The following is a 25,443-nucleotide window of genomic DNA, read 5'->3' as shown; positions in this document are numbered from 1 at the left end:
GCGGCGACGCGCTGTGTCGACTACCTCGAGCGAAGGTGATCAATGACCACACTCATCGGTATGCGTTCCTGTTCAAGGCGAAGGCCGTCACGGCGCAGCACGTCGAGTGCCGCTCGTTCGCCGTGGTGGAGCAGTTCGCACGTGACCGGTTCCCTTGCCGGGTGTGGCACCGCAAGTTCACGCCAGCTCTCCAAAGTGTGGTGATCCATCAAAATGCTCTCGCACGGAAGCTTCGCGCGGAAGCGGGTCAGGATTTCCAATCCATCCGTGTCAAGATCGCCCCAGTAAACGACTTGTGGTGCGCCTCGTACCCAGGGGAAGTCGGCGACCGCCAAGGTATTTCCGCCCCATCCGAACACGGCAACCGTATTTGCGATGTCGGGAAGCGCTTCGAGGGTCTGTAGGTTCTCCACCACAAGAACCCGGGGTGGTGCCAGGTCGAGAACTGCCAGCTCGGAATCTGAGGCTGCGAACAGTCGTGGAAGTCCGCGGCGAAGTGCGGGATCAAGTATGGCGATCGGACGCAGGAGTTCGCGTTCCCGCAGTCCGAGGTCTTCGGGTACACCCAGCGGCACCGCCAACGAGGTGACTGCGGTGCGGTGGGTACCCAGCCACTTCGTGTCCACCCCGGCGATTGGTAGTTGGCGGATCAGCAGCCCCGAATCGGGGTGTCGGTGCAGCCAGCTGACGACTGCAAGGAGGCGATCGAAATCGTTGTCGCTCAGTGTGTTCCAGTGCCGGAAGGTGGCCGCGAGAACGTCCGGCCAGCCCGGGTTGATACTCAGATCTTGTAGTTGGGTGCAGCGGTGCTGAACGGTCTGCCAGCGCACCGTCGCACCTGCTGCGGCGGCGATCGAGTCGGCGTCAGGAAGTGTCACCGATGCAGGTAGAAGCTGCCGGCCCAGACTGGGCCAGCGCCGCGCCTCCCAGCGGACGTCAAGGGGTGAACGTTGCCAGGCGCGGACCCATGATTCGACTGTTGATCGGTGCGCAGCCACTTCAGCTTCGCTTGGGCTGCCTAACCGTGCGGTCAGTGTTGCGGGCGCAAGGTCGAATATCCACGCTTTGAGGTTGCGGTCAACGGCTCGCCGTGCTCTCTCGGCGACATCGTTGGGCAGGAGCAATTTCGGTGGTTCATACATCTGTGGCCTCGCTGATCGACGCGACTCCCAGTCGTGAGGCTTTCGAGTCACGGATCGATACGGTGGCGACGCCGCCAACGTACTCCTGGAGGGTTCGGATCATCTTCAGTGGCGTTGCGAGCACCAAGTGAAAACCGAACTGGTCGAATACGTCGGCTGCGCGGCGTGTGTACTCAGGGTCGGATCGGTCGAACGCCTCGTCCAAGATCACGGTGCCATAGCGCGGCAGGTCCCCGTCGGGACCTACGAGCTGGTATCGGAGTGCTGCAGCGAGGCAGAAGAACACGAGCTTCTGTGCTTGTCCGCCGGAGAGTGCGTCCGATGAATCGTGATGATTGACCGCTGTCCCTTCGGCATCGATCTCGACGCCCACAAACGTGACGTGGCGGCGGGTGTCCAGGCAACGGTTGCGCCAGGCCACGTCACCAGGGTCGGACGAACCGAGTCGGCCCAGTAAATCCCGCATTCGCTCGAACCGCTGCTCCTGGGCCCGACGGTCGTCGGCGAGCAGCGACCCGTCCTGTACTCGCGCAATCGATGCAAGGAAATCGGTGACATCAGGATGCTGGGAGTCGCGAACATCGATCGTCAGGAATCGACCGCGGTCGAACTCTGAGCGTGACAGCGACGAGTTGACCTCGTCGATGCGGCGGCGAATCTCGCTCGGTGCGCGGCGAATGCGCATTGCCAGTGTGCCGAGGTTCTGGTTCGATTGGCGGTCGTTGAGCTCGAAGAAGCGGTTCTCCACGCTCGGCAGGTCATCGGTGCGCAGTCGGCGTAGGAAGGTTACTGCGTCGTGGCCGTAGGTGGCCTCGGCGGCCAGTTCGGGATGCGGCCATCGGTGCAGGTACTGCTGCAACACTGTTTCGATGGCGTGCTGGGCTTTCATCAACTCTTTCTCGGCAGAGGAATGCGTCGACCGGACTTGATTGGCCACAGTGCGTTCCGCGGCAGGGAAGCCGTCCAGTCGCAGTGGAGCGCGCCGGCCGTCGTCGAAGCGTGACCGGTACCGCGCGGTCAACTCATCTGATGGTGCCGTTGTCTGCTCCGCTGTTGCTTGGAGCGCATCGATACGAATCTTGACCCGTTCGGCATGGTCACGCGCGCTGTGGAGTGCGTCGCGAGCCCGCTGGTGCTCGGCCTCGGACTCTGTGGCTGCTGCCTGTGCCGACACGACAGCCGCCTCCAACCGGTCGATCTCGGCGTCGCCGCGGAGTGCGGCGAGACGCTCGGCCGCGTTGAGGCGCTGGGCGTCGGCGCCACGAAGGTCGATCTCGGGCCATAGCACGGCGAGAATGGCTGGGGCCGAGGCGATCCGGTCCCGACGATTGCCGGATTCGACGCGGGCGGCCTCGACTCGCAGACGCGCGGAAGACGCGGCGGCTTCCACGCTGCGTAGCCGGTCACGGAGGGTCTGCAGCTTGTCGTCATTGTTCGTGCCGAGCACATAGCGACTGCGGTCGTCGATCGCGGACCGATCGTCTTTGATATGCCGGTCACCGTTTCGGGTCTGTCCGGCCCGGGTCACCGCTCGTTGATGCCGGCTCAGTTCCCGCGCGTCCTCTACCCGGCGGTAGTCGAATCTGGAGGCGAGCTCGACATGTAGCCAGTGCCGCCATGGTGAGTCGGCCACTCGCAAAACGTTCACGATGGAACCGGCATCTGTGGTGGGGACCCGTTGTGTGCGTCTCAGATCCACCTTTCGCCAGACCAGTCGAGTCCCCAGGTGGGCGGCGTCCACGGCGGCCGCGACGTCGTCGGCGTGCTCGACAGATACCAGCATCGTCCGTCCCAGCCCGCCGAGCACTCGCTCGGCTGCCCCCGTCCAGTCTGAGTCGGTGACGTCGATGAGCTCCCCGGCGAAGGGCAGCGAACGGGCGGCAAGCCCCGTGGTCCGCACGATCAGTTCCCGCGCCGCCAACAATTTGTGGTCGAGGTTCGATTTATCGCGGGCGAGCGCGGCGATCTGTTGTTTGAGTTCGGTGACAGTCTCTTCAGCGCGCGCGGAGGTCAGCAAAAGTGCGCTCTGAGCGGCGTCGTGCTCGTCGGACTCTGCAGCCAATTCATCGGCTTCCCTGGTGATCTGGGAACGGATGGTGGCGAATTGCTCGGCGGTGTCAGGTACCGGCGCACCCCACGTGTCCAGCCCGATGGCCAACCGGCTGCGCTGGGTGCGCACGCGGTCGACTCGATCCTCGGCATGGCTCAGAGCATCGGTCAGTTCGCGCAGAGACTGGTTTCCGTCGCGGGCCCGCTCGGCTTCTCTGAGCGCGGTGGCAGCGGCTTGCCGAGTGGAATGGGCTTGATCCTCGCGGGTGACGGCGTTGTCGTGGGCGGCATCGGCGTCCGCTTGCCAACCCTGCGCCAGGTCGAGTTCGAAGCGCGCCGCGAGGCCGTCCAACGCGGCCTGCTCGGCGCCGAGTTCTCGGGCTTCCTGTTCGGCGCGGTCGCGGGTAGCGGTCAACTCCTCCAGCGGCGTCAGCGCGGTGATCTGCTCACGCGTTTGAACGACGTGGCGGTGGGCCTCGTCCAGATCGGCAAAGAACTCGACAGCGCGGCGCGCCTCATCGAACGTGTCCGGCTCATCGAGCATATAGTCGCGGAATAGCCGGTCAAGGCTGTCAAGCCCCTTGGCGGACATGGCTCGGTACAAGAGCAGCTGCGCATTCTCGTCAGCGATACCCAGACGGGCGCGCAACCGTTGACCGAACTGCGGATAGCTCTTGTTGTAAAGCGCCTCGGGCCAACGCTTCTTCAATGCTCGCACGTTGATGCCGTCCGTGACCACGTGTCGAAGGTCGGTGATGTCGAGGTGGTGGTCGAACAGTAAGAACGCTCGGCCCGATTCGCCCAGTTCGTTGCTGCCACGCTTCAAGTGGAACAGCGCGACCAGTGTGGTGACGAGCTCGTCGTCTTCTCCACTGGCAGTTGTCATGGTGAGCCCGACAGCACTCCAGGTGGCGCCCTCGCGTAGATAGCGCGCGCGCAGTTCCCGAGTCTCGGTATCGGATCCGCGGGCGTAGGCGCCCCGGACGTAGGACACCGCGGTTCGTCCGCGGCCCTGTGCGGCGGCGTTGAAGTTGAGTTTCGTGGGCGGCACCAGCACCGTCGAGATGGCATCGAGCAACGTCGATTTGCCCGATCCGGATGGTCCGGTGATGAGAAAGCCCCGACGGGCGATAGGCAGATCGTGATAGCCGTCGTAGGTGCCCCAATTGAACAGCTGGACCCTGGCGAGGCGGTGCTGGCCGTGCCGCAAAAGGTCTTCAGCCATCGCCGTCTTCTGCTTCCAGGAGGCGCCGGTATTCGGCTTCGACGAGCGCCACCTCGTCGGCATCGAACAGCTGGCGCAGCACCGGTGACACCTCGAATCGGCCCGGGGTGTCGGCGGGGGACACTAGTGAGTACTTCTTCATCTTCTCCCAGGACGCGTTGATTCTTTTTCGGAATCCGGCGTCGTCGGTGGTGTATCGACCGCGGTAGGGATCCATGCTCGCCACGACATCGTCGTAGTCCACGATCACCCGGTCTCCTGGCTGCGCCACCAATAGTTCGTGCCGCAGGACGAGGATGACCAACGTGTCCATGAAGGTGAGGGTCTCGGTGCGAAGCACCTGCGGTGGCGCGAGTTTCGGGTCGTCGGGTGCAGGCTGTGGTCGGGTGAAGGCGATGCCGTCGTCGATGTCGAGGACCAAATCGAGAAAGACGTCGGCGAGGCGGCGTTCGATCTCGGTGCGATGAGCGAGGATCGTCGACCACTGTTGGCGGTGCGCTTCGTGCGTCACGACAGGTCCGCGCAGAAGCTGGACGAGGGCGCGTTTGGCTTCGAACGGGAAGGTTTCGTCGGGGTTCATCGATGATCCTCGAAGACTCCTGCGCGGAAGGTGATGGACGGAAGGGTGACTGTGCGTCGATCCCACATCACGCTTTCTGCCCCATCAGTGCTGACCGCGCCGTGTTCGGCTCCGAGCACCATGAGCCCGACGATGCTGCCCAGGCCCTGGGTCGGCGGGAACTCGTCGAGCACCTGCCCGACGGTGACGGGGCCTGGTGCGCGCCGCAGCACGGCGATGACATTTCGCCGGAGCTCGTCGAAATCGATATCTGATTCTCGCGCTTGGGCAGCCAGATCGGCGAAGTCCACCTCGCCCGTGCCATGTGAGTCGAAATCGGTCGGCACCCGTCCTTCGCCGGGGTTGTGCAGCCTGAGCGCCGCGATTGAGCGGATCTGCATGCCAATTCGGGTGAGCTCAAGGTTCAGCGGTTTCTCGGGGCGGTGCGTTGCACTCACCTTCACTGCCATGGACTGACATCGCTGGATCAGCTGTCTCAGGCGTCGGTGCTCCTCATACTGGCGAGACAGCACAAAGTGGCGGAGCGACCGGGAGAGGAGGAGCATCGTTTGCCGCACTGTAGCGGCTTCATCCTCCAGTCGTGAGAGCAATGTTCTGAGATCCGTGCGTGCCTGCGGCGAAAGCTCGGTGGCGAAATCGCGGGACAGGATCGCGCCAATTGCTTCCTGCAGACGGGTTGACTGCTCGGCATCGAGGATCACATCGTAGAAACCGTTCACGGAACGGCCGGCCTCTGACTCGGCCAGCAGATCGACTCCGCGAAACAGGTTGCCCAGGGTCGCGCCGCCTTCGGCGGTCTCGTCAAGGACTTTTGCCCGCAATTCACGGCTCAGTTGTTCTATCGTCGAGCGCACCCGGGCGAAGTCAACGGGTACTTCCTGCGCCAGACCGAGTGTCTCTGCGACGCGTTCTTTGGCGGCTTCCGGGTCGAGTACCGAGAAGTCTCCGCTGCGCACCTCGGCAATCCGCGATTCGATGGCGTCCCGCTCGGCCTCGAGGAGCGCCAGTCGTGTCGCGGCGTTCGGGTCGGAATCACGTTGCAGTGCAATCAGGTTCGATGTGATCGATCCCAGTCGGGATGCTGACGCGGCCCGCTGGGGTGACTCGATGCCAGTGACCATGGCCGCGGCATTGAGAGCCGCCGCCGATGGAGCAAGGGTCTCACTGCCGCGCGATTCACCGGGACGGCGGATCAAATAGCCCGCCGAGACCCAACCGGTCACGTAGACGGCGGCCGTGGATTCGAACTCGGCACCGACCTCACGCAGTTGTGCCAGATCCTGGTCGAGTTGGGCGACCACCTCGGCGGCGGGCCGAGTTCGCTGCTCGGGTGGGAAATACTCTTGAACGACGGCAACGATGAGTCCGGCGGTGCGGGCGCGCAGCAGTGACCATTCCGGTGCCTCTTGCTGGAGGCGCCGGTAGCGCAGCACGGACGACGTGATCCCCACCGTGGGGAGGGTAGTCCGCGAAGCCGACAGGTTCAGCTATCTCGTATCCGCGCGGTACCGACGCCCTCCCCGAACTATCCCGCGCCGTCAGCCGGCGGCGGCTCCGGGGTGACGGTCTGCGTCTCGGTCTGGGTTTCGGTGACCGTGCTGGTGCTCGTGCTGACCGATGTGCTCGGGGTGGTCGTCGTGGTGGTGGTCGTGGTGGTCGACGGGGTGGTGGTGGTCGTCGTGGTCGTCGGCTCGGTGGTCGTGGTGGTCTCCGGGGTGGCCGTCACCGTCTCGGTCGGCACCGGTGCCACCGCCGAGGTGGTCGCCGCTTCCGAGGAGGACGTGGTCGACGAGGTCGTGGTGCTGGTGGACGGCGACGAGTCACCGCTCAGCGCGCTGATGATGCCCCAGATCGCGCCGACCAGGACCAGGGCCGCCACGGCGCCGATGACCACCAGCGCCGCGGGTTTGCGGTACCAGGGCTGCGGCGGCTCGGGTGGTTCGCCGCCGCCGGCGTAGGGATCGGCCGCCTGATAGGGCTGGGTGTAGTCGCTGTAGTTGGCGGCGTACTGGGTGGGGTCGTCGTCGGAGTAGTAGTCGCCGGGTCCGTTGTTCGCCATAGTGCTTCGACGGTACGACGTTCGGATGACGAAGTCGGGTAACGCGCCGGGCGTGCGTGAAACGGCTCAGCCCTCGCGGCGCGCCTTGGCCCGTCGTTTGCCCTCGTGCATGGCGGCAACCCGGGCGACCGGGATGGTGTGGCCCTGCTCGATCAGATCGTCGGGCAGCCGCTGCGGCGCCGGCATCGCCTCGGCCCACGGGTCGCGGTCCCCGAGGTGTTCCAGCGCGGTGTGCACGGTGAAGTCCGACGGGTGCACGTCGGCGAGCTCCGACCAGGAAAGCGGGAAGGACACCGGGGTGCATGGCTTTCCCCCGTCGCTTCGCTCGCCCCGACCCCGCAACCGCGGGCTGTACGCCGCTGCCACCGTCGCCCCGCCGGAGCGGGTGGCGTCGACGAACACCTTGCCGGCCCGGTCCTCGACGATGAAAGCCGTTGTCGCGATGGCCGGATCGAGCGCCTCGGCGCGCGCCGCCAACGCCCGGGTCGCCGCGGCCACGTCATTCCCGGCGGCATCACCGGAGAGTTCGACGGGCACGAAGATGTGCAGCCCACGCGAGCCGCTGGTCTTCACCGCGCCCGACAGCCCGCAGTCGGCCAGCGCCTGACGCACCAACTCGGCCACCGCTACCACCGCGGCGAAGTCCTCGGCGTCGGGCGGATCCAGGTCGAGGATCAGATGGGTCGGTTGGTAGATGTTGTCGGCCAGGCCGAGCGCGGGGTGGTATTCGACGGCACGCTGATTGGCCAGCCACAGCAGGGTGCGGCGGTCATCGCACAGCGCGTAGCGGATCTCGCGGTGCGACGCCTCGGCCCAGATCGGCACGGTGCGCACCCAGTCCGGGGTGTATTTGGGCACGTTCTTCTGCATGAACGGCGCCCGCCCGCGCAGCACCCGCAGCACCGTCAGCGGCCGGCCGGCCAGCACCGGCAGGATCCGGTCGGCGACCGCGTCCAGGTAGTCGACCAGGTCACGCTTGGTGGCCCCGGCGTCGGGTCCCAGCGGCTGGTCCAGGTTGGTCAGCTCGACGCCGGCTCGCTGCTCGTCCGCGGTCATGGCTCCACCATAGGATCGTGGGATGACTGTCGTCCTCGCCGTGAAGTGCGCCAACGGGATCGTGTTGGCGTCCGATTCCCAGATCACCGATCCGGGCCGCGGCCTGACCTTCCCCGCGCAGAAGCTGCACCCGCTGGGGAAGTCCGCGGCCTGGGGCGGCAGCGGCTCCCGCGCGGTGCTCTACGACGTCGAGCAGTTGTTCACCGAGGAGGCCGAGGCCATCGTGGAGGCCAAGGACATCGGGCACGCCATCCAGGCCCGGGTCCGGCCCATCCTGGAACATCACTACGAGAATTTCATCGCGCACGTGCCCGGGCAGGACAAGGCCGGCACCCCGGCCACCTACATCCTGGCCGCCGGCTATGTCGGGGACCGGCCGTTCATCATCGACCTGGACCCGAACGCGCTGCTCGGTCATCACGAGGAGACCGGTTTCCAGGCGGTCGGCAGCGGTGCGCCGATGGCGCAGCAGGCGCACGCGCTGCTCACCCATTTCCAGATGCCCGAACGCGATGTGGACTACGGCGTGGTCGCGGCCCTGCGGGTGCTCGATGCGTTGGACGCCTCGTCCTCGAGCGTCGGCGGGCCGATGGATCTGTGCCGGATCACCCCGGACGAGGGCGCCCAGCACCTGACGCCCAAGCAGGTCGACGCGGTCCGCAAGGACGTGGCCCGGTGGGTGAAGCTCGAGCGGCAGGCGCTCGACGACCTCTTCGGCTGAGCCTGTGAGGTTGCTGTCAATCCGGCGCATCGGTTGGCAGTTGTTAACTTAGCTACGTAAATTACGCCCGACAGCGATTCTGTAATCCTGACGGGCCACAAATGAACACCACCACCGATCGATCCCGGATCGCGCATCTCATCCGAGTGCTCTCGGTACCCATCGTGCTGGGCTGGCTGGCGCTGACGGTGGCGACCAACGTGCTGGTGCCCTCGCTGGAAAAGGTCGGCGAGGCGAACACCGTCGGGCTCAGCGCCCGGGACGCGCCGGCGATGATCTCGATGCGGCAGATCGGCGCCAACTTCGAGGAATTCGACTCCGACAGCAACGCCATGGTGGTGCTGGAGGGCGATCAGCCGCTCGGCGACGAAGCCCACCACTACTACGACGGCCTCATCGACAAGTTCGAGGCCGACCCCGCCCACATCCAGCACGTGGCCGACTTCTGGGGGGACACCCTGACCGCGGCCGGCGCGCAGAGCGCCGATGGCAAATCCGCCTACGTCCAGCTCTACCTGCGCGGCAACCAGGGTGAGACGCTGGCCAACGAATCGGTGGAGGCGGTCCGCGATATCGTCGCGCAGACCCCGCCGCCGCCCGGGCTGCAGGTGTTCGTCACCGGCGGCGCGCCCCTGATCTCCGATCAGCACCACGCCGGTGACAAGAGCATTGCCAAGGTCACCATGATCACCCTCGGCGTCATCCTGCTGATGCTGCTGATCGTGTACCGCTCCATCGGCACCACCATCCTGATCCTGCTCATGGTGTTCGTCGAACTCGGCGCCGCCCGCGGTGTGGTGGCATTCCTGGCGAACGCCGGGGTGATCGGGCTGTCGACCTTCGCGGTGAACCTGTTGACGCTGATGATCATTGCGGCGGGCACCGACTACGCGATCTTCGCCGTCGGCCGCTATCAGGAGGCGCGTGGTGCCGGGGAAGACCGGGAAACCGCCTACTACAGCATGTTCGGTGGAACCGCGCATGTGGTATTGGGATCCGGGCTGACCATCGCCGGAGCCATGCTGTGCCTGTCGTTCACCCGGCTGCCCTACTTCCAGACCATGGGGGTGCCGTGCGCGATCGGCACCCTGGTCGCGGTGCTCGCGGCGCTGACACTGGGTCCGGCGGTCATCACAATCGGCAGCCGCTTCGGCCGGTTCGAGCCCAAACGCGCCATCCGGTCCCGGGGTTGGCGCCGGATCGGGGTCACCGTGGTGCGCTGGCCCGGCCCGGTGCTGGTGGCCAGCCTGGCGCTGGCGCTCATCGGTCTGGTGACCCTGCCCGGCTACAAGACGAACTACGACGCCCGGCGCTACCTGCCGGCGGACCTGTCCGCGAATGTCGGCTACGACGCCGCCGAACGGCATTTCAGCGCGGCCCGGATGAACCCCGAACTGCTGATGGTGGAAAGCGACCGCGATCTGCGCAACCCGGCCGACTTCCTGGTCATCAACAAGATCGCCAAGGGCATCCTCGCCGTCCCCGGCGTGGCGCGGGTGCAGACCATCACCAGGCCCAACGGAAAACCCATCGAGCACACCACGATTCCGTTCATGCTGAGCCAGCAGGGCGCCACCCAGATGATGAACGAGAAGTACCGTCAGGACCAGTTCGCCGACATGCTCAAGCAGGCCGACGACATGCAAACCAATATCGAGACCATGCAGCAGCTCTCGTCCGTCACCGAGCAGATGGCCGCCACCACCCACTCGATGGTGCTCAAGACCACCGACATGACGCTCGACATCGCCGAAATGCGGGACCACATCGCCGATTTCGACGACTTCCTGCGGCCGCTGCGCAACTACTTCTACTGGGAACCGCACTGCTATGACATCCCGGTGTGCTGGACCATGCGGTCGGTCTTCGACACCCTGGACGGTATCGACATCCTGACCGCCGACATCCAGGAGCTGGTGCCCGAACTGCAGCGCCTGGACACGTTGCTGCCGCAGATGGTCGCGCTGATGCCGGAGAACATCCGCGTCATGGAGAACATGCGCAACTCGATGCTGACGATGTATCAGACCCAGAAGGGCATGCAGGATCAGGGCTCGGCCATGCAGGAGAACTCGACGGCCATGGGGGAGGCCTTCGATGCGTCCCGCAATGACGACACCTTCTACCTGCCGCCGGAGGCGTTCGAGAACGAGGACTTCAAGCGCGGGATGGAGAACTTCATCTCACCCGACGGAAAGTCGGTGCGCTTCATCATCAGTCACGAGGGTGACCCGGCCACCCCCGAGGGCATCGCGCACGTCGACCCGATCAAGACGGCCGCCAAGGAAGCCATCAAGGGCACCCCGCTGGAGGGCTCCAAGATCTACCTCGCCGGGACCGCGGCCACCTATAAGGACATGCACGACGGCGCCCAGTGGGATCTGCTGATCGCCGGGATCGCGGCCGCCGCATTGATTTTCGTCATCATGCTGCTCATCACCCGGGCCCTGGTGGCGGCCGCGGTGATCGTCGGCACCGTGTTGCTGTCCCTGGGCGCCTCCTTCGGCATGTCGGTGCTGTTGTGGCAGCACCTGCTCGGCCTGGAACTGCACTGGATGGTGCTACCCATGTCGGTGATCCTGCTGCTGGCGGTGGGCTCGGACTACAACCTGCTGCTGGTGTCCCGGTTCAAGGAGGAACTGGACGGCGGGCTCAAGACCGGCATCATCCGCGCCATGGCGGGTACCGGATCGGTGGTCACCTCGGCCGGGCTGGTATTCGCGTTCACCATGGCCTCGTTCGCGTTCAGCGATCTGACGGTGATGGCGCAGGTCGGCACCACCATCGCGCTGGGCTTGTTGTTCGACACCCTGGTGGTGCGCTCCTTCATGACACCCGCGATCGCCGCCCTGCTGGGCAAGTGGTTCTGGTGGCCGCAGGTGATCCGCACCGAGGCCTCGCAGCGCCGCCTGGCGGCACGGGGAATCGACGTGCCCGCGTAGGCTGGCTACATCGACAATTCCCGGCACGATCCCATCCGTGTGGCCGTGCTGGCGCCGATCGCGTGGCGGACACCGCCGCGGCACTACGGCCCGTGGGAACAGTTCGCCTCGCTGCTCACCGAGGGTCTGGTCGCCGCCGGGCATGAGGTCACCCTGTTCGCGACCGCCGACTCGCTGACCTCCGCCGAGTTGGTGTCCACCGCGGCGAGCGGCTGGTCCGAGGACGTGTCGGTCGACGCCAAGGTCGCCGAATGCCTGCACATCGCGTCGGTCTTCGAACGTGCCGCCGACTTCGAGGTCATCCACAACGGATTCGACTTCCTGCCGCTGACCTACAGCGACCTGGTGCGCACACCGGTGGTCACCACCATCCACGGGTTCTCCTCGCCGCGCATCGTGCCGGTCTACCGGCGCTACAACGATCGGGGCGCCTACGTGTCGATCAGCGACGCCGACCGCCACCCCGCCCTGCGCTACGCCGCCACCATCCATCACGGTATCGACACCGACCGGTTCGCCCTACACCCGAATCCCGGTGAGCATCTGTTGTTCTTCGGCCGCATCCACCCGGACAAGGGCACCGCCCATGCCATCGAGGTCGCCCGGCGCTGCGGCCGTCGGCTCGACATCGCGGGAATCATCCAGGACGAGAACTACTTTCGCGAGGCCGTCGAACCCCATATCGACGGCGAGACGGTGCGCTACCTCGGTGCCGTCGACGCGGCCGGGCGCGCCGAAGCGCTCGGCGGGGCGCACGCGTTGCTGCACCTCATCGACTTCGACGAGCCCTTCGGCTACAGCGTGGTGGAGGCGATGGCCTGCGGCACACCGGTGATCGCCCACAACCGGGGCTCGATGAACGAGCTCATCGAGCACGGGGTGACCGGGTATCTGGTGGACGATCCGGACTCGGCGGTGGCCGCCGTCGGTGCGGTCGGCACACTGGACCGCCCGAAGATCCGTGAGCTGACCGAGGGCCGCTTCACCATCGCGGCGATGGTCGACAAGTACGTGGACGTGTACCGCGGTGTGATCGGCGGGCGGGCGTGAGTCCGTGGTGGAAATCGGCGGTCGTCTACCAGATCTATCCGCGCAGCTTCGCCGACTCCGACGGTGACGGGATCGGAGACCTAGGCGGCATCCTGCACCGTCTCGATCACCTCGCCGCGCTCGGCGTCGACGTCATCTGGCTGTCCCCGGTCTACCGTTCGCCACAGGCCGACAACGGTTACGACATCAGCGATTATCGTGATATCGATCCGCTGTTCGGGACGCTGGCCGATATCGACACCCTGATCGCCGAGGTGCACGCGCTCGGGATGAAACTGGTGATGGACCTGGTGGTCAATCACACCTCCGCCGAGCACCCGTGGTTCACCGAATCGCGGTCCTCGCCCGATAATCCGAAGCGGGACTGGTACATCTGGCGTGATGCCCGCGACGGTGTCGAGCCGAACAACTGGGGGTCGTTCTTCTCCGGGCCGGCCTGGACCTGGGACCCCGGCACCGAACAGTTCTACCTGCACCTGTTCGACCGCACCCAACCGGATCTGAACTGGCACAACCCAGAGGTCCGAAAGGCGGTGCAGGACATCATGGTGTGGTGGCTGGACCGCGGTGTCGACGGATTCCGGATGGACGTCATCAACTTCATCTCCAAGGCCGACGGGCTGCCCGACGCACGGCCCGTGCCGTTGCAGCGCCATGTCATCGCCTTCGACGGGTTCGCCGACGGGCCGCGCGTGCACGACTATCTGGCCGAGCTGACACGCACCGTGTTCGGCGGCCGTGACGGCGAGTACCTCACCGTCGGTGAGATGCCCGGCGTGACGACCGAGCAGGCCCGGCTCTACACCGACCCGGCGCGCGGCGAGGTGGACATGGTGTTCCAGTTCGAGCACATGGCGATCGACCAGAGTCCCACCGACAAGTTCGAGGACCGTGGCCTGGACCTCGTGGCGCTCAAAGCCACGATGCACCGCTGGCAGGCCGCGCTCGCCGACACCGGCTGGAACAGCCTGTACTGGAGCAATCACGATCAGCCGCGGGTGGTGTCCCGGTTCGGTGATGACGATCCCGCGTACTGGGCCGCCTCGGCCAAGGCGCTGGCCACCGTGCTGCACGGGATGCGCGGCACCCCGTTCATCTATCAGGGTGAAGAACTCGGCATGACGAACCACCCGTTCCGGTACCCGCAGGACTACCGGGATCTCGAGGCGGTCAACTACTACGACGACGTCCTGGCCCGCGGCGGTGACACCGCGCAGGCGCTGATCGGACTGGCCCGGATGAGCCGCGACAACGCCCGCACACCCATACAGTGGGACGCGGGCGAGCACGCGGGCTTCAGCACCGGCGAGCCGTGGCTGCCGGTCAACCCCAACCACCGCTGGCTGAACGCCGAGGTGCAAACGGCCACCACGGATTCGGTGTTCGCGCACTATCGGGCGCTGATCCGGTTGCGGCACGAGCTGCCGATCCTCGCCGAGGGCGACTTCACACCGCTGTTTCCCGACGACCCGCAGATCTGGGCCTACACCAGAGCCACCGCGGAGCACCGCCTGCTGGTGATCGCCAACTGCGGCCGCGACACCCGCACCGTCGACATCGGCGCGGAATGGGAGGGGGCGCAGCTGCTGCTGGGCAACCTGCCCGGCACCCCGGCCGCGTCGGCGTCGCTGGAGTTGCCGGCATGGGATGCGCGCATCTACTCGATCGCCTGCCACGCTGCCGCAGGCCGTCGACCGGCGTAGAGTCGAGGGACCGACGGCGTCGAGCCGGGGAATCAACTCCCGGCCCTGAGCGCGCCGTCGTCTGCCACGAGTCAGAGCTACCCGTCCTGCGAACGGGGAATCGGCATGTGCGGCTGTGGTATCTCATGACCTACTGCATCGGGGTACTGCTCGAGGACGGCATCATCTTCGCGTCCGACTCGCGCACCAACGCCGGCGTCGACAACGTCGCGAAGTTCTGCAAGATGTCGGTCTTCGAGACTCCCGGCGACCGGGTGATCACCTTGCTGAGCTCGGGCAATCTGGCCGGCACCCAGGCCATCATCAGCGTGCTGCGCCAGCGCTGCGCCGACGGCCCGGCGCCCACCAACCTCCTCGGCGCCACGACCATGTTCGAGGTCGCCCGGCTGGTCTCGGATGCGATGCGCGAGACCGAGCAACGCGATGCGGGCTACCTCAACAAGAACCCGACCGGTTTCAACGCCTCGTTCATCATCGGCGGCCAACTCGCCGGTGAACCGATGCGGCTGTTCCGCATCTACGCCGAGGGCAACTTCATCGAAGCGGGCACCGACACGCTGTTCCTGCAGACCGGTGAGGCCAAGTACGGCAAGCCGATTCTGGACCGGGTGCTGACCCCGGCGACCTCGCTGGCCGACGCGACGAAATGCGTGCTGGTGTCCTTCGATTCCACCATGCGCAGCAACCTGTCGGTGGGCATGCCGATCGACCTCATCAGCTACCAGCGCGACAGCCTGCACGTGCAACGGCGACGCCGGTTCGACGACGGCGACCCGTACTTCACCGCGGTCGGCGAGGCCTGGAGCGAGGGCACCCGGACGGTATTCGCCAAGCTGCCCGAAATTCGTTGGTGACCAACCGCCATGGCCCTCCTGCTGATCACCTGCGAGCACGGGGGCAACGGGGTGCCGGTGCCGTTTCGTCCGCTCTTCGTCCCGCACCGCGACCTGCTCGATACCCATCGCGGCTGGGATCCCGGTGCCCTGGTGATGGCCGAGGCACTCGCGGCGGCGTGCCGGGCGCCGCTGGTGTCGTCGACGACGAGCCGGCTGCTCATCGACCTGAACCGCTCGCTGGGACACCGGCACGTCTTCTCACCGATCACCCGTGCGGCACCGGCGGCGGTCCGGGAGCGGATCGTCGAGGAGCACTACCGGCCCTACCGTGACGAGGTCGAACACCTTGTCGCACAGGCGGTTTCCAGCGGTCAGCGGGTGATCCACATATCGTCGCACAGCTTCACCCCGGAGCTGGACGGCGTGGTGCGCCGGACCGACGTCGGACTGCTCTATGACCCGCGCAGGCCCGGGGAGGTCGAGACCGGTATGCGCTGGCAGCGATCATTGGCGGCGGTGGCGCCGCAACTGCGGGTGCGGCGCAACTACCCGTACGCCGGCAAAGCCGACGGCCTGACCTCCCATCTGCGCAAGCGTTTCCCGCCGGGTGACTACGTCGGGATCGAACTGGAGATCAACCAGCGCATCGTGGTCGCCGGCGGCCGGCCCCTCACCGAGCTGCGTCGCGCGCTGATCGACTCGCTGCACGCGGTCACCGACCCCGAACCGCACCGCGAAAGAACAGGCAGGACACCATGAAAATCCATGTCGGCTTCGAGATGATCTTCGACTGCCCCCAGCCCACCCCGATGATCTTCAACCTCAACGTCCACTTCACCCGCATCTCCGACCTGATCGGCCGCGACGTACTGGTGGTCGACCCGGCCGTCCCGATGAAGGCCTACCGCGACGATTTCGGCAACTGGTGCACCCGGATCGTCGCGCCGGCCGGACGCACCCGGGTCTCGGCGGACTCTCTGGTCAACGACAGCGGCCTGCCGGATGTCCTGGTCCCCGGGGCGCAACAGGTGCCGGTGCCGGACCTGCCCGACGAGACGCTCATCTTCCTGCTGGGCAGCCGTTACTGCGATACCGATCGGCTGTCGCAGACGGCGTGGGATCTGTTCGGGCAGACCCCGCCGGGGTGGGACCGGGTGCAGGCGATCTGTGACTACGTGCATCGGCACATCACGTTCGACTATCAGCGCGCGGACAGCACACGCACGGCGCTGGAGGCGTTCACCGGGCGGGTCGGCGTGTGCCGCGATTACACGCACCTGGCGGTGGCGTTCTGCCGCTGCATGAACATCCCGACCCGCTACTGCACCGGTTACCTGGGCGATATCGGCATGCCGCCACCGTACGGTCCGATGGATTTCGCCGCCTGGTTCGAGGTCTACCTCGGCGGGCAATGGCACACCTTCGATGCGCGTAACAACATGCCGCGCATCGGCCGGGTACTGATCGCGCGGGGCCGCGATGCCGGCGATGTCGCGCTGAGCAATGCGTTCGGGGCGAACACGCTGTCGAGTTTCCGGGTGTGGACCGACGAGGTGGCCTGAGTTCGCGCCGGGCTTCCCGCGGGGCTCTCCGACACCGGGGGAGCGCAGTAGAGTGGCGGCATACCTGTCCTGGGCAGCCGTTTCGCTGGGACGTGTTTGAGCAACGCTGGAGCTGGGAATGGTGGCCGGATGACTGAAGACCGGGTGATCCATGACGCCGCGGACAAGTTCGCCCCCGAGGAAGTCGCCCTGCGCCCCCGCAACGTGCAGTTCGACTGGTCAGACGCGCCGCTGCACTGGATTCCCGGCGACCCATACGCCTCGCATTCGGTCACCGCGCTGAACCTGTTCCTGCCCGTCGCGGAGCGCTGGTTCAGCAAACTGCTGTCCGACTCGCTGGTGTATGTGCGCGACGAGCACCTGCGTGAGGAGATCGTCGGGTTCATCGGCCAGGAGGCGGTGCACGCCCGCACCCACGACAACGTGCTCCAGGAATACCTGCGCCGGCACGGCATCGACCCGGAGCCGTTCACCGACCAACTGGAATGGGTGGCCGGCCAGTACGAGCGGCGGGTCGAGCAGGCCGAGCCGGTCAACCGGCGCAAGGCGCTGGAATCGGGCTGCCACGCCCTGTGCGCGGCCGAGCACTACACCGGCGTGCTGGGGCACTGGGCGCTCAACAACCGCTGGGATGAGCTGGGCGCCGACCCGACCCTGACCGACCTGTACCGCTGGCACGGCGCCGAAGAGGTCGAGCACCGCCACGTCTCGTTCAACGTCGCCAAATACTTCGGCATGGACTATGTCGCGCAGGCCCTCGGTGGGGTGATGGTCAGCGCGGTTTTCTTTTCCATGATGCTGCGCGGCACCAAGTACCTGGTGCATCAGGACCCGGCGCTGCCGAACATGCGCTACCCGCGGCTGCTGTGGCAGCTGCGCAAGTCCGGCAAGACGGGCGCGCTGCCGACGTTCCGCTACCTGGGTGCCTCCGGGCTGACGCTGCTGCGCCGGGACTACGACCCGGTCGACGAGGGCAGCACCGCCCAGGCCGTCGCGTACCTCGCCACCTCGCCGGCCGCCCGCGCCACCCATGGGTGAGCGGCTGAACCGACTCCTTCGGCCCTACGAGGGGCAGCCGCCGCCGGGGCTGTACGGGAAGTCCTCGGACCTGCTGATCCGGATCGCCGGCACCGCGGTCCCGCATTTTCTGTCGGTGGTCACCCGCCTGGGTGGCGACAAGGAGCCCCCGGAGCTGCCGCGCCGGACCAACCGCCGCGCCGTGGTGGTCGACGCCCGCACGGTCGTCGCCCGCGATCCCGATGTCGTCGCGCTGACACTGGTGGCCGCCGACGGCGCGGACCTGCCGCAGTGGCATGCCGGCGCCCACATCGACGTGCACCTGCCGTCCGGGCGCACCCGGCAGTACTCGTTGTGTGGGGACCCCGACCGCCCCGATCAGTTCCGCATCGCGGTGCGCCAGATCCCGGCCCAGGACGGCGCTTCCATCGAGGTGCACGGACTGAGCGTGGGGCAGGTCATCGAGGTCAGCGGCCCGCGTAACGCCTTCATGATGCCGCTGCCGGGTTCCGGATCCCGTTCGGAACGGCTGCGTTTCATCGCCGGCGGTATCGGGATCACCCCGATCCTGCCGATGGTGCGCCTGGCCGACCGCCTGGGCATGGACTGGTCGCTGCGCTATACCGGCAGGCACCGCGACAGCCTGCCGTTCCTCGACGAGCTCGAAGCGTTCGGTGACCGGGTGCGGGTGATCACCGACGATGTGTCCGGATTGCCCACGCCCGCCGACCTTCTCGACGACGTGAACCCGTGGACCGCGGTGTATGCCTGCGGGCCGCCACCGATGATGGATGTGGTGCGCGCCGCGGTCCCCGACGGCGCCGAACTGCACATCGAGCGCTTCTCGCCGGTGCCGGTGGTCGACGGCCGGCCGTTCGAAATGGAGTTGGCGGGCAGCGGCGAGGTCATCTCCGTGCGCGCCGACCAGAGTGCGCTGGCCGCGCTGCTTTCGGCCAAGCCGGACGTGAGTTACTCCTGCCAGCAAGGGTTTTGCGGCAGCTGCGCCCAGCAGGTGGTGGCCGGTGCGGTCGAGCACCGCGACCAGTTGCTGACCGACGAGCAGCGCGAGCTCGGGCAGATGCTGCTGTGCGTGTCGCGGTCGGCGGATGGCCGGCTGGTGCTCGACCTCTGAGCCGCTACAACTGTAGCTGTCCGCCGTCGACGGCCAACTCGGCGCCGGTCATGTAGCTGCTCTGGTCCGAGGCCAGAAACAGGACGGCCGAGGCGATCTCGTCGACGTGGCCCAGGCGCTTCATCGGTACCCCGGCGGCCATGCCGTCCAACAGGTCCTGCTCTTGTCCGGCTTCAGCCAGACCGGCCAGCCCGGGGGTTTCGATGGGGCCCGGGATGATGGTGTTGACCCGGATCTTGCGGTCGACCAGTTCGGCGGCCCAGGTGCGCCCCAGCGAGCGGATCGCGGCCTTGGAGGCGGCGTACATGCCGAACGCCGGCACCCCCTCGGTGGCAGCGGTGGAGCCGGCCAGCACGATGGAGGCCCCGTCGTTGAGCAGCGGCAGCGTCTTCTGCACGGTGAACACGGTGCCGGCGACGTTGCGGTCGAAGTTGTTCCGGTAGTGCTCGACGGTGACGTCGGGCAGGGTGGCGAAGTCACCGCCTCCGGCATTGGCGAAGATGACGTCGAGACCCTTTCCGTGCGCACCGATTTCGGCGGCGAGGGTGTCGAGATCATCGGGGTTGCTGATATCGCCCTGGACGCCGCGGGCGTTCTCGCCGATCGTCGCGGTGGCCTCGTCGAGGCGGGCGCGGTCGCGGCCGGTGATGAAGACGTAGGCGCCTTCGGCGGCGAAGCGGTGGGCGGTGGCCAGGCCGATGCCGGATGTTCCGCCGGTCACCAGTGCGGTCTTGCCGTCGAGTTGTCCCATGATCGGGCTCCGTTTCATGTCAGGTTCATACGGTCCGCCCGGTGCAACATGGGTGATGTGTCACCTATTCCTGGGTCAGGATGGTCCACAGCTTCACGATGCGGTCCTCGGCGATCTCCGCGACGTCGAAGCCCGATGCCACCGCGGTGTCATCCGGGGTGCGCACCTCCCAGGCCAGAAAACCCAGACCGCGGGTCTGGCGGACGGGTCCCGCGGGGACGAAGTGCAGGCCGGTGAGCTTTCCCTGCAGTTCGGCGGCCTTGGCGTCCAGTTCCTGGTGGCCGGTGGCGACGCCTTCGTCGTCAAACCACTGCACCGTGGGGGAGTAGGTGGTGGCGATCGCCGCGGCGCGGCGCTGCGGGTCACGCTCATCGAAGACGGCCAGCAGGTTGGCTTCCATCAGGCGGGTGATTGCGTCGCTCATGAACGACCTCCAAGTGGGTGATATTTCACTCAAGCCTAGCGCGGCGCGGGCGGTAGCGAACTGTTCAGGTTGAGATTGACGTGAATATGTTCCAGCGCCGCGGTGAACGGGGCGAGCAGATTGTCCGGCAGCGGGTCGAAGAACAGGCTGCGCACCAGGTCGACGTGCGCGGGTGCGGCGTCGGTGATGGCGGCGCGGCCCCGCTCGGTCAGCACGACATTGCTGGTGCGGCCGTCTTGCGTGCTGGGCCGGCGTTCGGTGAGGCCGCGTTCCTCCATGCGGCGTAACTGGTGTGACAGCCTGCTGCGCTCCCACCCGATGTGGGCGGCCAGATCACTGACCCGCATCGACTGGTCGCGGTTACCGCTGAGGGCCACCAGCACGTCGTAATCGGACAGCGACAGGTCCGAATCGGCCTGCAGCTGGCGGTTCATCTCGTAGTTCATCCGGAGCTGCACCCGCATGTAGGCGATCCATGCGCGTTGCTGTTGCGGGGTCAGCCAGTCCTGTTTTGTTGATGTGTCCCGCTTTTTCGCCGTCACTCCTACAGTGTGGCCGATCCGCGGGCGGTCAGTAAGACCAGCAGCAGATCGCGGGAGTCCTGGTCCTCGGGCGAGTCGTACAGCTTGTCGCAGGCCAGCTTCACCAGCCGGCGCCAATTCGCGTGGGACACCGCGGTCGGGGCGCCGAGCAGGCCGCGCAAGCGCTCCACGGCGCCGGTGTCATCCGGGTCGCGGTACACCGCGTCGCATGCCGATTGGATCTGCTGTCGCAGTGCCGAATTCACGTCTGGAAACCCCCGCTTCACAGGCTCGCCCCCGGCGAGCCATATGTGCATATTGCATTACCCCATCGGCATATGGCAACACCGGACACTTGTATGCCGAACCAGCACTGCCGTACTGTCAGCGGGTGGCTGCAGCTGTGTTTCTTCGGGAGCCGACGCCGGCCGTGCCGTCCAGTCGGGAGCGCATCGTCGACGCGGCCATCAAATCCTTTTCCCAGCACGGGGTTTCCAACACCCCGCTGCGCGCGGTGGCGGATGCCGCCGGCGTGAGCGTGGGGCTGGTGCAGCACTACTTCGGGAACAAGGCCGGCCTGACGGCGGCGGTCGACGAGTACGTGCTGCGGGTCTTCGGCGAAGTCCTCGAATCGGCGCCGCTGCCGGAGCCCCCTGGCGATCACTCGGTCGAACTGCGCGGCCGTTTCGCCAAGCTCTTCCACAAGTATCCCGAGGTCACCGACTATGTCGCGCACGCGCTGTGTCAGGGTGACGAGATCGGCAACGTCATCTTCGATGGCCTGCTGCGCATCAGCACCGAACAGGGCGAGAAGTACGCCGAGCACGGGCTGGTCCGCTCCGACCTCGATCTGCTGTGGGGCACCATCAACCCGCTGATCCTGCGCGTCGGCGCGACGATGTTGCGCCATCACATCGAACGCCACATCCCCGAGCCGTTCTACACGGTCAGCCAGTTGAACCGCTGGGATGCCGCCGTGACCGCCCTCATCCGCAAGGGGCAGTTCACCGCGGAAGCCGCCGATATCTAGCGGGCGATCCGCGAAGCTGAAGAGGGGTGAGCTTCGCGGATCGCCACGTGTCAGTCGGCCCGCGCGACCGCGGCCGCGCTGCGCTCGCGGGCCTGCTCGGCGGCGTCGACGAAGGCGCCGAACAGCGCCATCCGGTCGGTGGCCGGGCCGTCATCGTCCTCGGGGTGCCACTGCACACCCAGGAAGAACCGCTTGGGATCCTCGATGCCCTCGGTGATGCCGTCCAGCGCGCGGGCCGCCACCACCAGCCCGCCGCCGACCTTGTCGACGGCCTGGTGATGCCCGTTGCGGGCGATGATGCGGTCGGTGCCCAGGATGGCCGCCAGCCGGGTGCCGGGGATGATGTCGACGGGTTCGTCGACGAACTCCGGCTCGCCGGGTGCGCCGTGGTGCAGGGCATAGTCCTCGATATCACCGATCAGGGTGCCGCCGCGGAACACGTTGAGCAGCTGCGAGCCGCGGCAGATGCCGAAGATCGGCCGGTCGGCGGCCGCGGCCGCGGCGATGGCGGCGAACGCGTCACGGTCGGCGCGGCCGTCCACCCCGTAGGTCGTCGGATGCGGGGTGCTCATCCCGTAGCAGGAGTTGTCGACGTCACCGCCGCCGAGCAGGAGCAGCCCGTCGAAATAGGCTGCCGAGGAAGGGTTGTTGAGCGCTTCGCTGGTGTCGAAGAATTCGAAGTCGGCGCCCAGTTCGTACAGCGTGCTCAGCGCCACCTTGGTGAACCGCTTGATCAGCGCGACGTCGGCGTCGCTGATATCGGGGTAGTTCAGCGAGGCCAGCACGCAGACGTGGGCGCGCGGGGGCTCCGGCGCGGGCAGGTCCGGCAGCACATCCCGCAGGTGCACCACGGCGGTCATCGATTGGCCTTTCGTTTGCGGGCGCGGTCCACCAGATCGGTGAACAGTGCTGCGTCGGTGGGGGAGACGTCGTGCCGGTCCTCGGGATGCCACTGCACCGCCACGATATCGGCGCGGCGGTGCTCCACCGCCTCGATGACGCCATCGGCATACGCGGTGACCACCAGGTCGCGTCCGAGCCGGTCCACGGCCTGGTGGTGGTAGGAGGACACCTCGATGCGGTCGGTGCCGACGATGGCACGCAATTTCGTGTGAGGTTGCACGTCGACCGAGTGAATACTGTTGTGGTGCATGGTCTCCGGCAGATGCTGGTGCAGGGTGCCGCCGAGCGCGACGTTGAGCACCTGCAGTCCGCGGCAGATCGCCAGCACCGGGATGCCGGTGTCCAGCAGCGCCTTCGTGACGCCGAGGTCGAAGTCGTCCTGGAAGGCGACGGTGTCGGTGGTCTGCGGGGCGGGTTCCGCGCCGTAACGGGCCGGTTCCAGGTCGGCGCCGCCGGGCAGCAGCACCCCGTCGAAACCCGCCAGTCTGCCGGGTAATTCGGCGAGCGGGTCGGCGGCCGGGGGATGCAGGATCACCGGCTCCCCGCCGGCCGCCCAGACCGATTCGCAGATCGCCTCGGCGGCCAGGGTCGCCGAGAACCGCAGGATCGGTACCTGCGCGGCCCGGCGACCGGTGACCGCGATCAGCGGACGCACGCTCAGAACGGGTAGTCGAGGGTCGGCAGGTGCGCTGTCCACACCTGCTGCAGCCGACCGGAGTCGATGAGCCGGCCCAGCGCGCCGTCGATCTCGGCCAGCGTGTCGGGCCGGTCCTTGGACACGGCGATGCCCCACCGGTTGGCGGTCTGCACCGTGAAGGCCAGCTCATAGTCGGGGTGGGTGGCACCTAGCGGCACGAACACCACATCGTCGTCGACGACGGCGTCGACATCCTTGGCCAGCAGCGCGGCCAGCATATCGGCGTACACATCGTCGGAGCCCGCCCCGAACGCGACCGGCTCGGCGCCGGTGAAGGTCTGGGCCAGCGTCATATTGGTGCTGTTCTCGATGGCGGCGACCCTGCGGCCCACCAAGTCCTCGGCGGAGTGGATGTCGTCGCCGCGCCGGATCAGCACGCCCTCATGGAAGATCGCGTACGGGCGGGTGAAGTCGACCTGGGCTTGGCGTTCGGCGGTGATGCCCTGCCCGCACAGCACGGCGTCGGAGTCCCCGCGCTGCACCGCGGGAATCATGTCCACCCACGGCACCCGCACCCACTCGACCTCGCGGCCCAGTTCGGCCCCGAGCGCCGCGGCGACGCCGGGCTCATAGCCGTCGCGCCCGTTCTCCGGGGTCCACAACGTGAACAGCGGCGGGGCCTCGGCGTCCAGGCAGGCCAGTCTCAGCTTGTCGGTCACGGGGCATCATTCCAATACATTTCACGCTCCCAGTCGGTGACGTATCCACAGAATCGGGCCCACTCATCGGTGTGGAAGTCGATGAGCAGTGCGGAGAGTTTCGGGCCGAACGCCTCGGTGATCACGGTGTCCTTGCCGAAGGCGTTGATCGCGTCACCGAGGGTCAGCGGCAGCGCCGGGAACCGTTCGTCCTGCGGGGTGTCATAGGACGACCCCTGGCACGGCACGCCCGGATCGGTGGCATTCTTCATGCCGTCCTCGCACGCCGCCAGCAGGATCGTATGCGACAGATACGGATTGACCGCGGCGTCGGGCAGCTTGTATTCCAGGCGCCCGTTGGCCGAGAGCCGCACCGTGCAGGTCTTGTTGTCCAGGCCCCAGTTGATCTTGGACGGCGCGAATTGCCCGGCGTCCCAATAGCGTTTGTAGGAGTTCACCGTGGAGCCGTTGACCAGCATGGCGCCCGCCGAGTGCGACAGCAACCCGCCCAGGGCATGCCTGCCGATCTCGGAGAGGTGCAGTTCGGTGACGCCCGGGTCGACGAGCACGTTCACGTCGTCGCGCCACAGGCTGAAGTTGTGGTGGCAGCCGTTGCCCATCATGCCGGTGGCCGGTTTGGGCATGAAGCTGGCCTGGATGTCGAGTTCGCGGGCGACCTGCTTGCAGATCTGCCGGTAGGTGGTCAGCCGGTCGGCGGTCAGGTTGGCGTGGTCATACATGAAGTTCAGCTCGACCTGGAACTCGTCCTCGTAGTCGCCCTCGATCATGTCCAGGCCCAGTGCCTGCGCGTACTCGACGACCTTCTTGACGATCGGGCGGTTCCGCTCCAGATGCTCGATGTGATAGGCCGGGCTGGATCCGGGCCGGAACTGGGCTTCCAGACCCTCGCCCTGCCAGGTCATTTCGGGTTCACAGCCGGTGCGCAGTTCCAGGCCGGTGCGGTCGGTGAACCCGGCGTGCGCCTTTCGGAGCAGCCCTCGGGAGTCGCAGGCCAGTTCGATCCCGGCGTCGACGGCCAGGTGGTCGGGTTCATAGAGGCGGCAGAACACCCGGGCGAAGCTGGTGTCCCAGGGCAGCACGGCGAAGGTGTCCAGATCGGGGATCGCGGTGTACTCGGGGGCGTTGACCCCGCCGGCCAGCAGGACGCCCTCCCGGGTGCCCTGCAGGTTGGCGATCGCGGTCTGGTGCTGCTGCACCCCCTTGACGGCCAGGCGCTCGAAATGTCGTGCGGGGGCCACCTTTCCGACCACCCGGCCGGTGATGGTGATCGCCTGGAAGTAGACGAACTCCACCCCGCGCTCGGCGATGGTTTCCAGGACCTGAGCCAGGTGTGCGCTGGTGGCGTTGGTCTGCCGGTGCGCGTCGAGCGGGGTGGTGGTCATCG

24 protein-coding genes and 1 pseudogene are annotated in these 25,443 nt (G+C 66.8%); 10 read left to right on the top strand and 15 right to left on the bottom strand.

What is annotated here, in order from left to right:
* Nucleotides 1–20: 20 nt before the first annotated feature.
* From EXE63_RS05645 to EXE63_RS05620, 7 genes and pseudogenes are all read right to left on the bottom strand, one after another.
* Nucleotides 21–1,142 carry a DUF3322 domain-containing protein gene (locus EXE63_RS05645; protein WP_168141159.1) on the bottom strand — a complete coding sequence of 374 codons (1,122 nt, stop codon included), beginning with the start codon at nucleotides 1,140–1,142 and terminating at the stop codon, nucleotides 21–23.
* Nucleotides 1,135–4,077, bottom strand: a complete 2,943-nt coding sequence (locus EXE63_RS05640; protein ID WP_234904375.1) for an ATP-binding protein — start codon at nucleotides 4,075–4,077, stop codon at nucleotides 1,135–1,137. Before EXE63_RS05640 ends, EXE63_RS05645 begins: the two co-directional genes overlap by 8 nt.
* A 183-nt stretch (nucleotides 4,078–4,260) precedes the next feature.
* Nucleotides 4,261–4,416 (bottom strand): annotated as a pseudogene (locus EXE63_RS33405) (ATP-binding protein); the annotation flags it as partial.
* The gene (locus tag EXE63_RS05635; RefSeq protein WP_168141157.1) at nucleotides 4,409–4,996 is read right to left on the bottom strand and encodes a DUF4194 domain-containing protein; all 588 of its coding nucleotides are present in this window, start codon (nucleotides 4,994–4,996) and stop codon (nucleotides 4,409–4,411) included. The gene EXE63_RS05635 and the pseudogene EXE63_RS33405, both read right to left, overlap by 8 nt.
* Nucleotides 4,993–6,447: a DUF3375 domain-containing protein gene (locus tag EXE63_RS05630; protein WP_168141156.1), complete on the bottom strand. Its 1,455-nt coding sequence runs from the start codon at nucleotides 6,445–6,447 to the stop codon at nucleotides 4,993–4,995. Before EXE63_RS05630 ends, EXE63_RS05635 begins: the two co-directional genes overlap by 4 nt.
* A gap of 74 nt (nucleotides 6,448–6,521) precedes the next feature.
* Nucleotides 6,522–7,055, bottom strand: a complete 534-nt coding sequence (locus EXE63_RS05625; protein WP_168141155.1) for a hypothetical protein — start codon at nucleotides 7,053–7,055, stop codon at nucleotides 6,522–6,524.
* A gap of 66 nt (nucleotides 7,056–7,121) precedes the next feature.
* A complete protein-coding gene (locus EXE63_RS05620; protein ID WP_168141154.1) occupies nucleotides 7,122–8,111 on the bottom strand; it encodes a DNA polymerase domain-containing protein in 990 nt (329 codons plus the stop codon).
* A 22-nt stretch (nucleotides 8,112–8,133) separates the two neighbouring features.
* Between EXE63_RS05620 and EXE63_RS05615 the strand changes: the two genes are divergently transcribed.
* The 9 genes from EXE63_RS05615 (at nucleotide 8,134) to EXE63_RS05575 (ending at nucleotide 19,074) form a co-directional block, all read left to right on the top strand.
* A complete protein-coding gene (locus tag EXE63_RS05615; protein WP_168141153.1) occupies nucleotides 8,134–8,832 on the top strand; it encodes an Ntn hydrolase family protein in 699 nt (232 codons plus the stop codon).
* A gap of 101 nt (nucleotides 8,833–8,933) precedes the next feature.
* Complete coding sequence (locus EXE63_RS05610; protein ID WP_168141152.1) at nucleotides 8,934–11,774, top strand: MMPL/RND family transporter; 2,841 nt, start codon at nucleotides 8,934–8,936, stop codon at nucleotides 11,772–11,774.
* Between the two features lie 39 nt (nucleotides 11,775–11,813).
* On the top strand, nucleotides 11,814–12,824 hold the full coding sequence (locus EXE63_RS05605) for a glycosyltransferase family 4 protein (RefSeq protein ID WP_234904374.1): 1,011 nt from the start codon (nucleotides 11,814–11,816) through the stop codon (nucleotides 12,822–12,824).
* Nucleotides 12,821–14,527, top strand: coding sequence for a glycoside hydrolase family 13 protein (locus EXE63_RS05600; protein WP_168141151.1), 1,707 nt, complete (start codon nucleotides 12,821–12,823; stop codon nucleotides 14,525–14,527). The genes EXE63_RS05605 and EXE63_RS05600 overlap by 4 nt, the downstream gene beginning before the upstream one ends.
* A 125-nt stretch (nucleotides 14,528–14,652) precedes the next feature.
* Complete coding sequence (locus EXE63_RS05595; RefSeq protein ID WP_168141150.1) at nucleotides 14,653–15,381, top strand: proteasome-type protease; 729 nt, start codon at nucleotides 14,653–14,655, stop codon at nucleotides 15,379–15,381.
* Nucleotides 15,382–15,390: 9 nt separating this feature from the next.
* Complete coding sequence (locus tag EXE63_RS05590; protein ID WP_168141149.1) at nucleotides 15,391–16,122, top strand: N-formylglutamate amidohydrolase; 732 nt, start codon at nucleotides 15,391–15,393, stop codon at nucleotides 16,120–16,122.
* Nucleotides 16,119–16,925 (top strand): transglutaminase-like domain-containing protein, encoded by an 807-nt coding sequence (locus EXE63_RS05585; RefSeq protein ID WP_168141148.1) that lies wholly within the window; start codon nucleotides 16,119–16,121, stop codon nucleotides 16,923–16,925. Before EXE63_RS05590 ends, EXE63_RS05585 begins: the two co-directional genes overlap by 4 nt.
* 129 nt (nucleotides 16,926–17,054) lie before the next feature.
* Entirely contained in the window at nucleotides 17,055–17,963 is a 909-nt protein-coding gene (locus EXE63_RS05580; RefSeq protein WP_168141147.1) for a metal-dependent hydrolase, read from the top strand.
* Entirely contained in the window at nucleotides 17,956–19,074 is a 1,119-nt protein-coding gene (locus EXE63_RS05575; protein ID WP_168141146.1) for a PDR/VanB family oxidoreductase, read from the top strand. Before EXE63_RS05580 ends, EXE63_RS05575 begins: the two co-directional genes overlap by 8 nt.
* Nucleotides 19,075–19,078: 4 nt before the next feature.
* Here EXE63_RS05575 and EXE63_RS05570 read toward each other — a convergent pair whose 3' ends face one another.
* From EXE63_RS05570 to EXE63_RS05555, 4 genes are all read right to left on the bottom strand, one after another.
* Entirely contained in the window at nucleotides 19,079–19,825 is a 747-nt protein-coding gene (locus tag EXE63_RS05570; protein ID WP_168145418.1) for an SDR family oxidoreductase, read from the bottom strand.
* A 64-nt stretch (nucleotides 19,826–19,889) separates the two neighbouring features.
* Complete coding sequence (locus tag EXE63_RS05565) at nucleotides 19,890–20,249, bottom strand: nuclear transport factor 2 family protein (protein WP_234904373.1); 360 nt, start codon at nucleotides 20,247–20,249, stop codon at nucleotides 19,890–19,892.
* 35 nt (nucleotides 20,250–20,284) lie between these two features.
* Nucleotides 20,285–20,713 carry a MarR family winged helix-turn-helix transcriptional regulator gene (locus EXE63_RS05560; RefSeq protein WP_105363609.1) on the bottom strand — a complete coding sequence of 143 codons (429 nt, stop codon included), beginning with the start codon at nucleotides 20,711–20,713 and terminating at the stop codon, nucleotides 20,285–20,287.
* An 80-nt stretch (nucleotides 20,714–20,793) separates the two neighbouring features.
* Nucleotides 20,794–21,036, bottom strand: a complete 243-nt coding sequence (locus EXE63_RS05555) for a hypothetical protein (RefSeq protein ID WP_168140736.1) — start codon at nucleotides 21,034–21,036, stop codon at nucleotides 20,794–20,796.
* A gap of 125 nt (nucleotides 21,037–21,161) precedes the next feature.
* Between EXE63_RS05555 and EXE63_RS05550 the strand changes: the two genes are divergently transcribed.
* The gene (locus EXE63_RS05550; RefSeq protein ID WP_234904372.1) at nucleotides 21,162–21,800 is read left to right on the top strand and encodes a TetR/AcrR family transcriptional regulator; all 639 of its coding nucleotides are present in this window, start codon (nucleotides 21,162–21,164) and stop codon (nucleotides 21,798–21,800) included.
* Between the two features lie 50 nt (nucleotides 21,801–21,850).
* On the opposite strand, the gene EXE63_RS05545 is transcribed toward EXE63_RS05550, so the two are convergent.
* From EXE63_RS05545 to EXE63_RS05530, 4 genes are read right to left on the bottom strand one after another with little or no spacing between them, the layout of a single operon-like run.
* Nucleotides 21,851–22,660, bottom strand: a complete 810-nt coding sequence (locus EXE63_RS05545) for a gamma-glutamyl-gamma-aminobutyrate hydrolase family protein (RefSeq protein WP_168141144.1) — start codon at nucleotides 22,658–22,660, stop codon at nucleotides 21,851–21,853.
* A complete protein-coding gene (locus EXE63_RS05540; RefSeq protein ID WP_168141143.1) occupies nucleotides 22,657–23,358 on the bottom strand; it encodes a gamma-glutamyl-gamma-aminobutyrate hydrolase family protein in 702 nt (233 codons plus the stop codon). Before EXE63_RS05540 ends, EXE63_RS05545 begins: the two co-directional genes overlap by 4 nt.
* A gap of 2 nt (nucleotides 23,359–23,360) precedes the next feature.
* Nucleotides 23,361–24,059: an ABC transporter substrate-binding protein gene (locus EXE63_RS05535; protein WP_168141142.1), complete on the bottom strand. Its 699-nt coding sequence runs from the start codon at nucleotides 24,057–24,059 to the stop codon at nucleotides 23,361–23,363.
* Nucleotides 24,056–25,441, bottom strand: a complete 1,386-nt coding sequence (locus EXE63_RS05530) for a glutamine synthetase family protein (protein ID WP_168141141.1) — start codon at nucleotides 25,439–25,441, stop codon at nucleotides 24,056–24,058. Before EXE63_RS05530 ends, EXE63_RS05535 begins: the two co-directional genes overlap by 4 nt.
* Nucleotides 25,442–25,443: the final 2 nt, after the last annotated feature.

Source organism: Mycolicibacterium frederiksbergense (assembly GCF_012223425.1).
Taxonomy (GTDB): Bacteria; Actinomycetota; Actinomycetes; order Mycobacteriales; family Mycobacteriaceae; genus Mycobacterium; species Mycobacterium frederiksbergense.
This window is presented reverse-complemented; position numbering and strand designations above follow the sequence as displayed.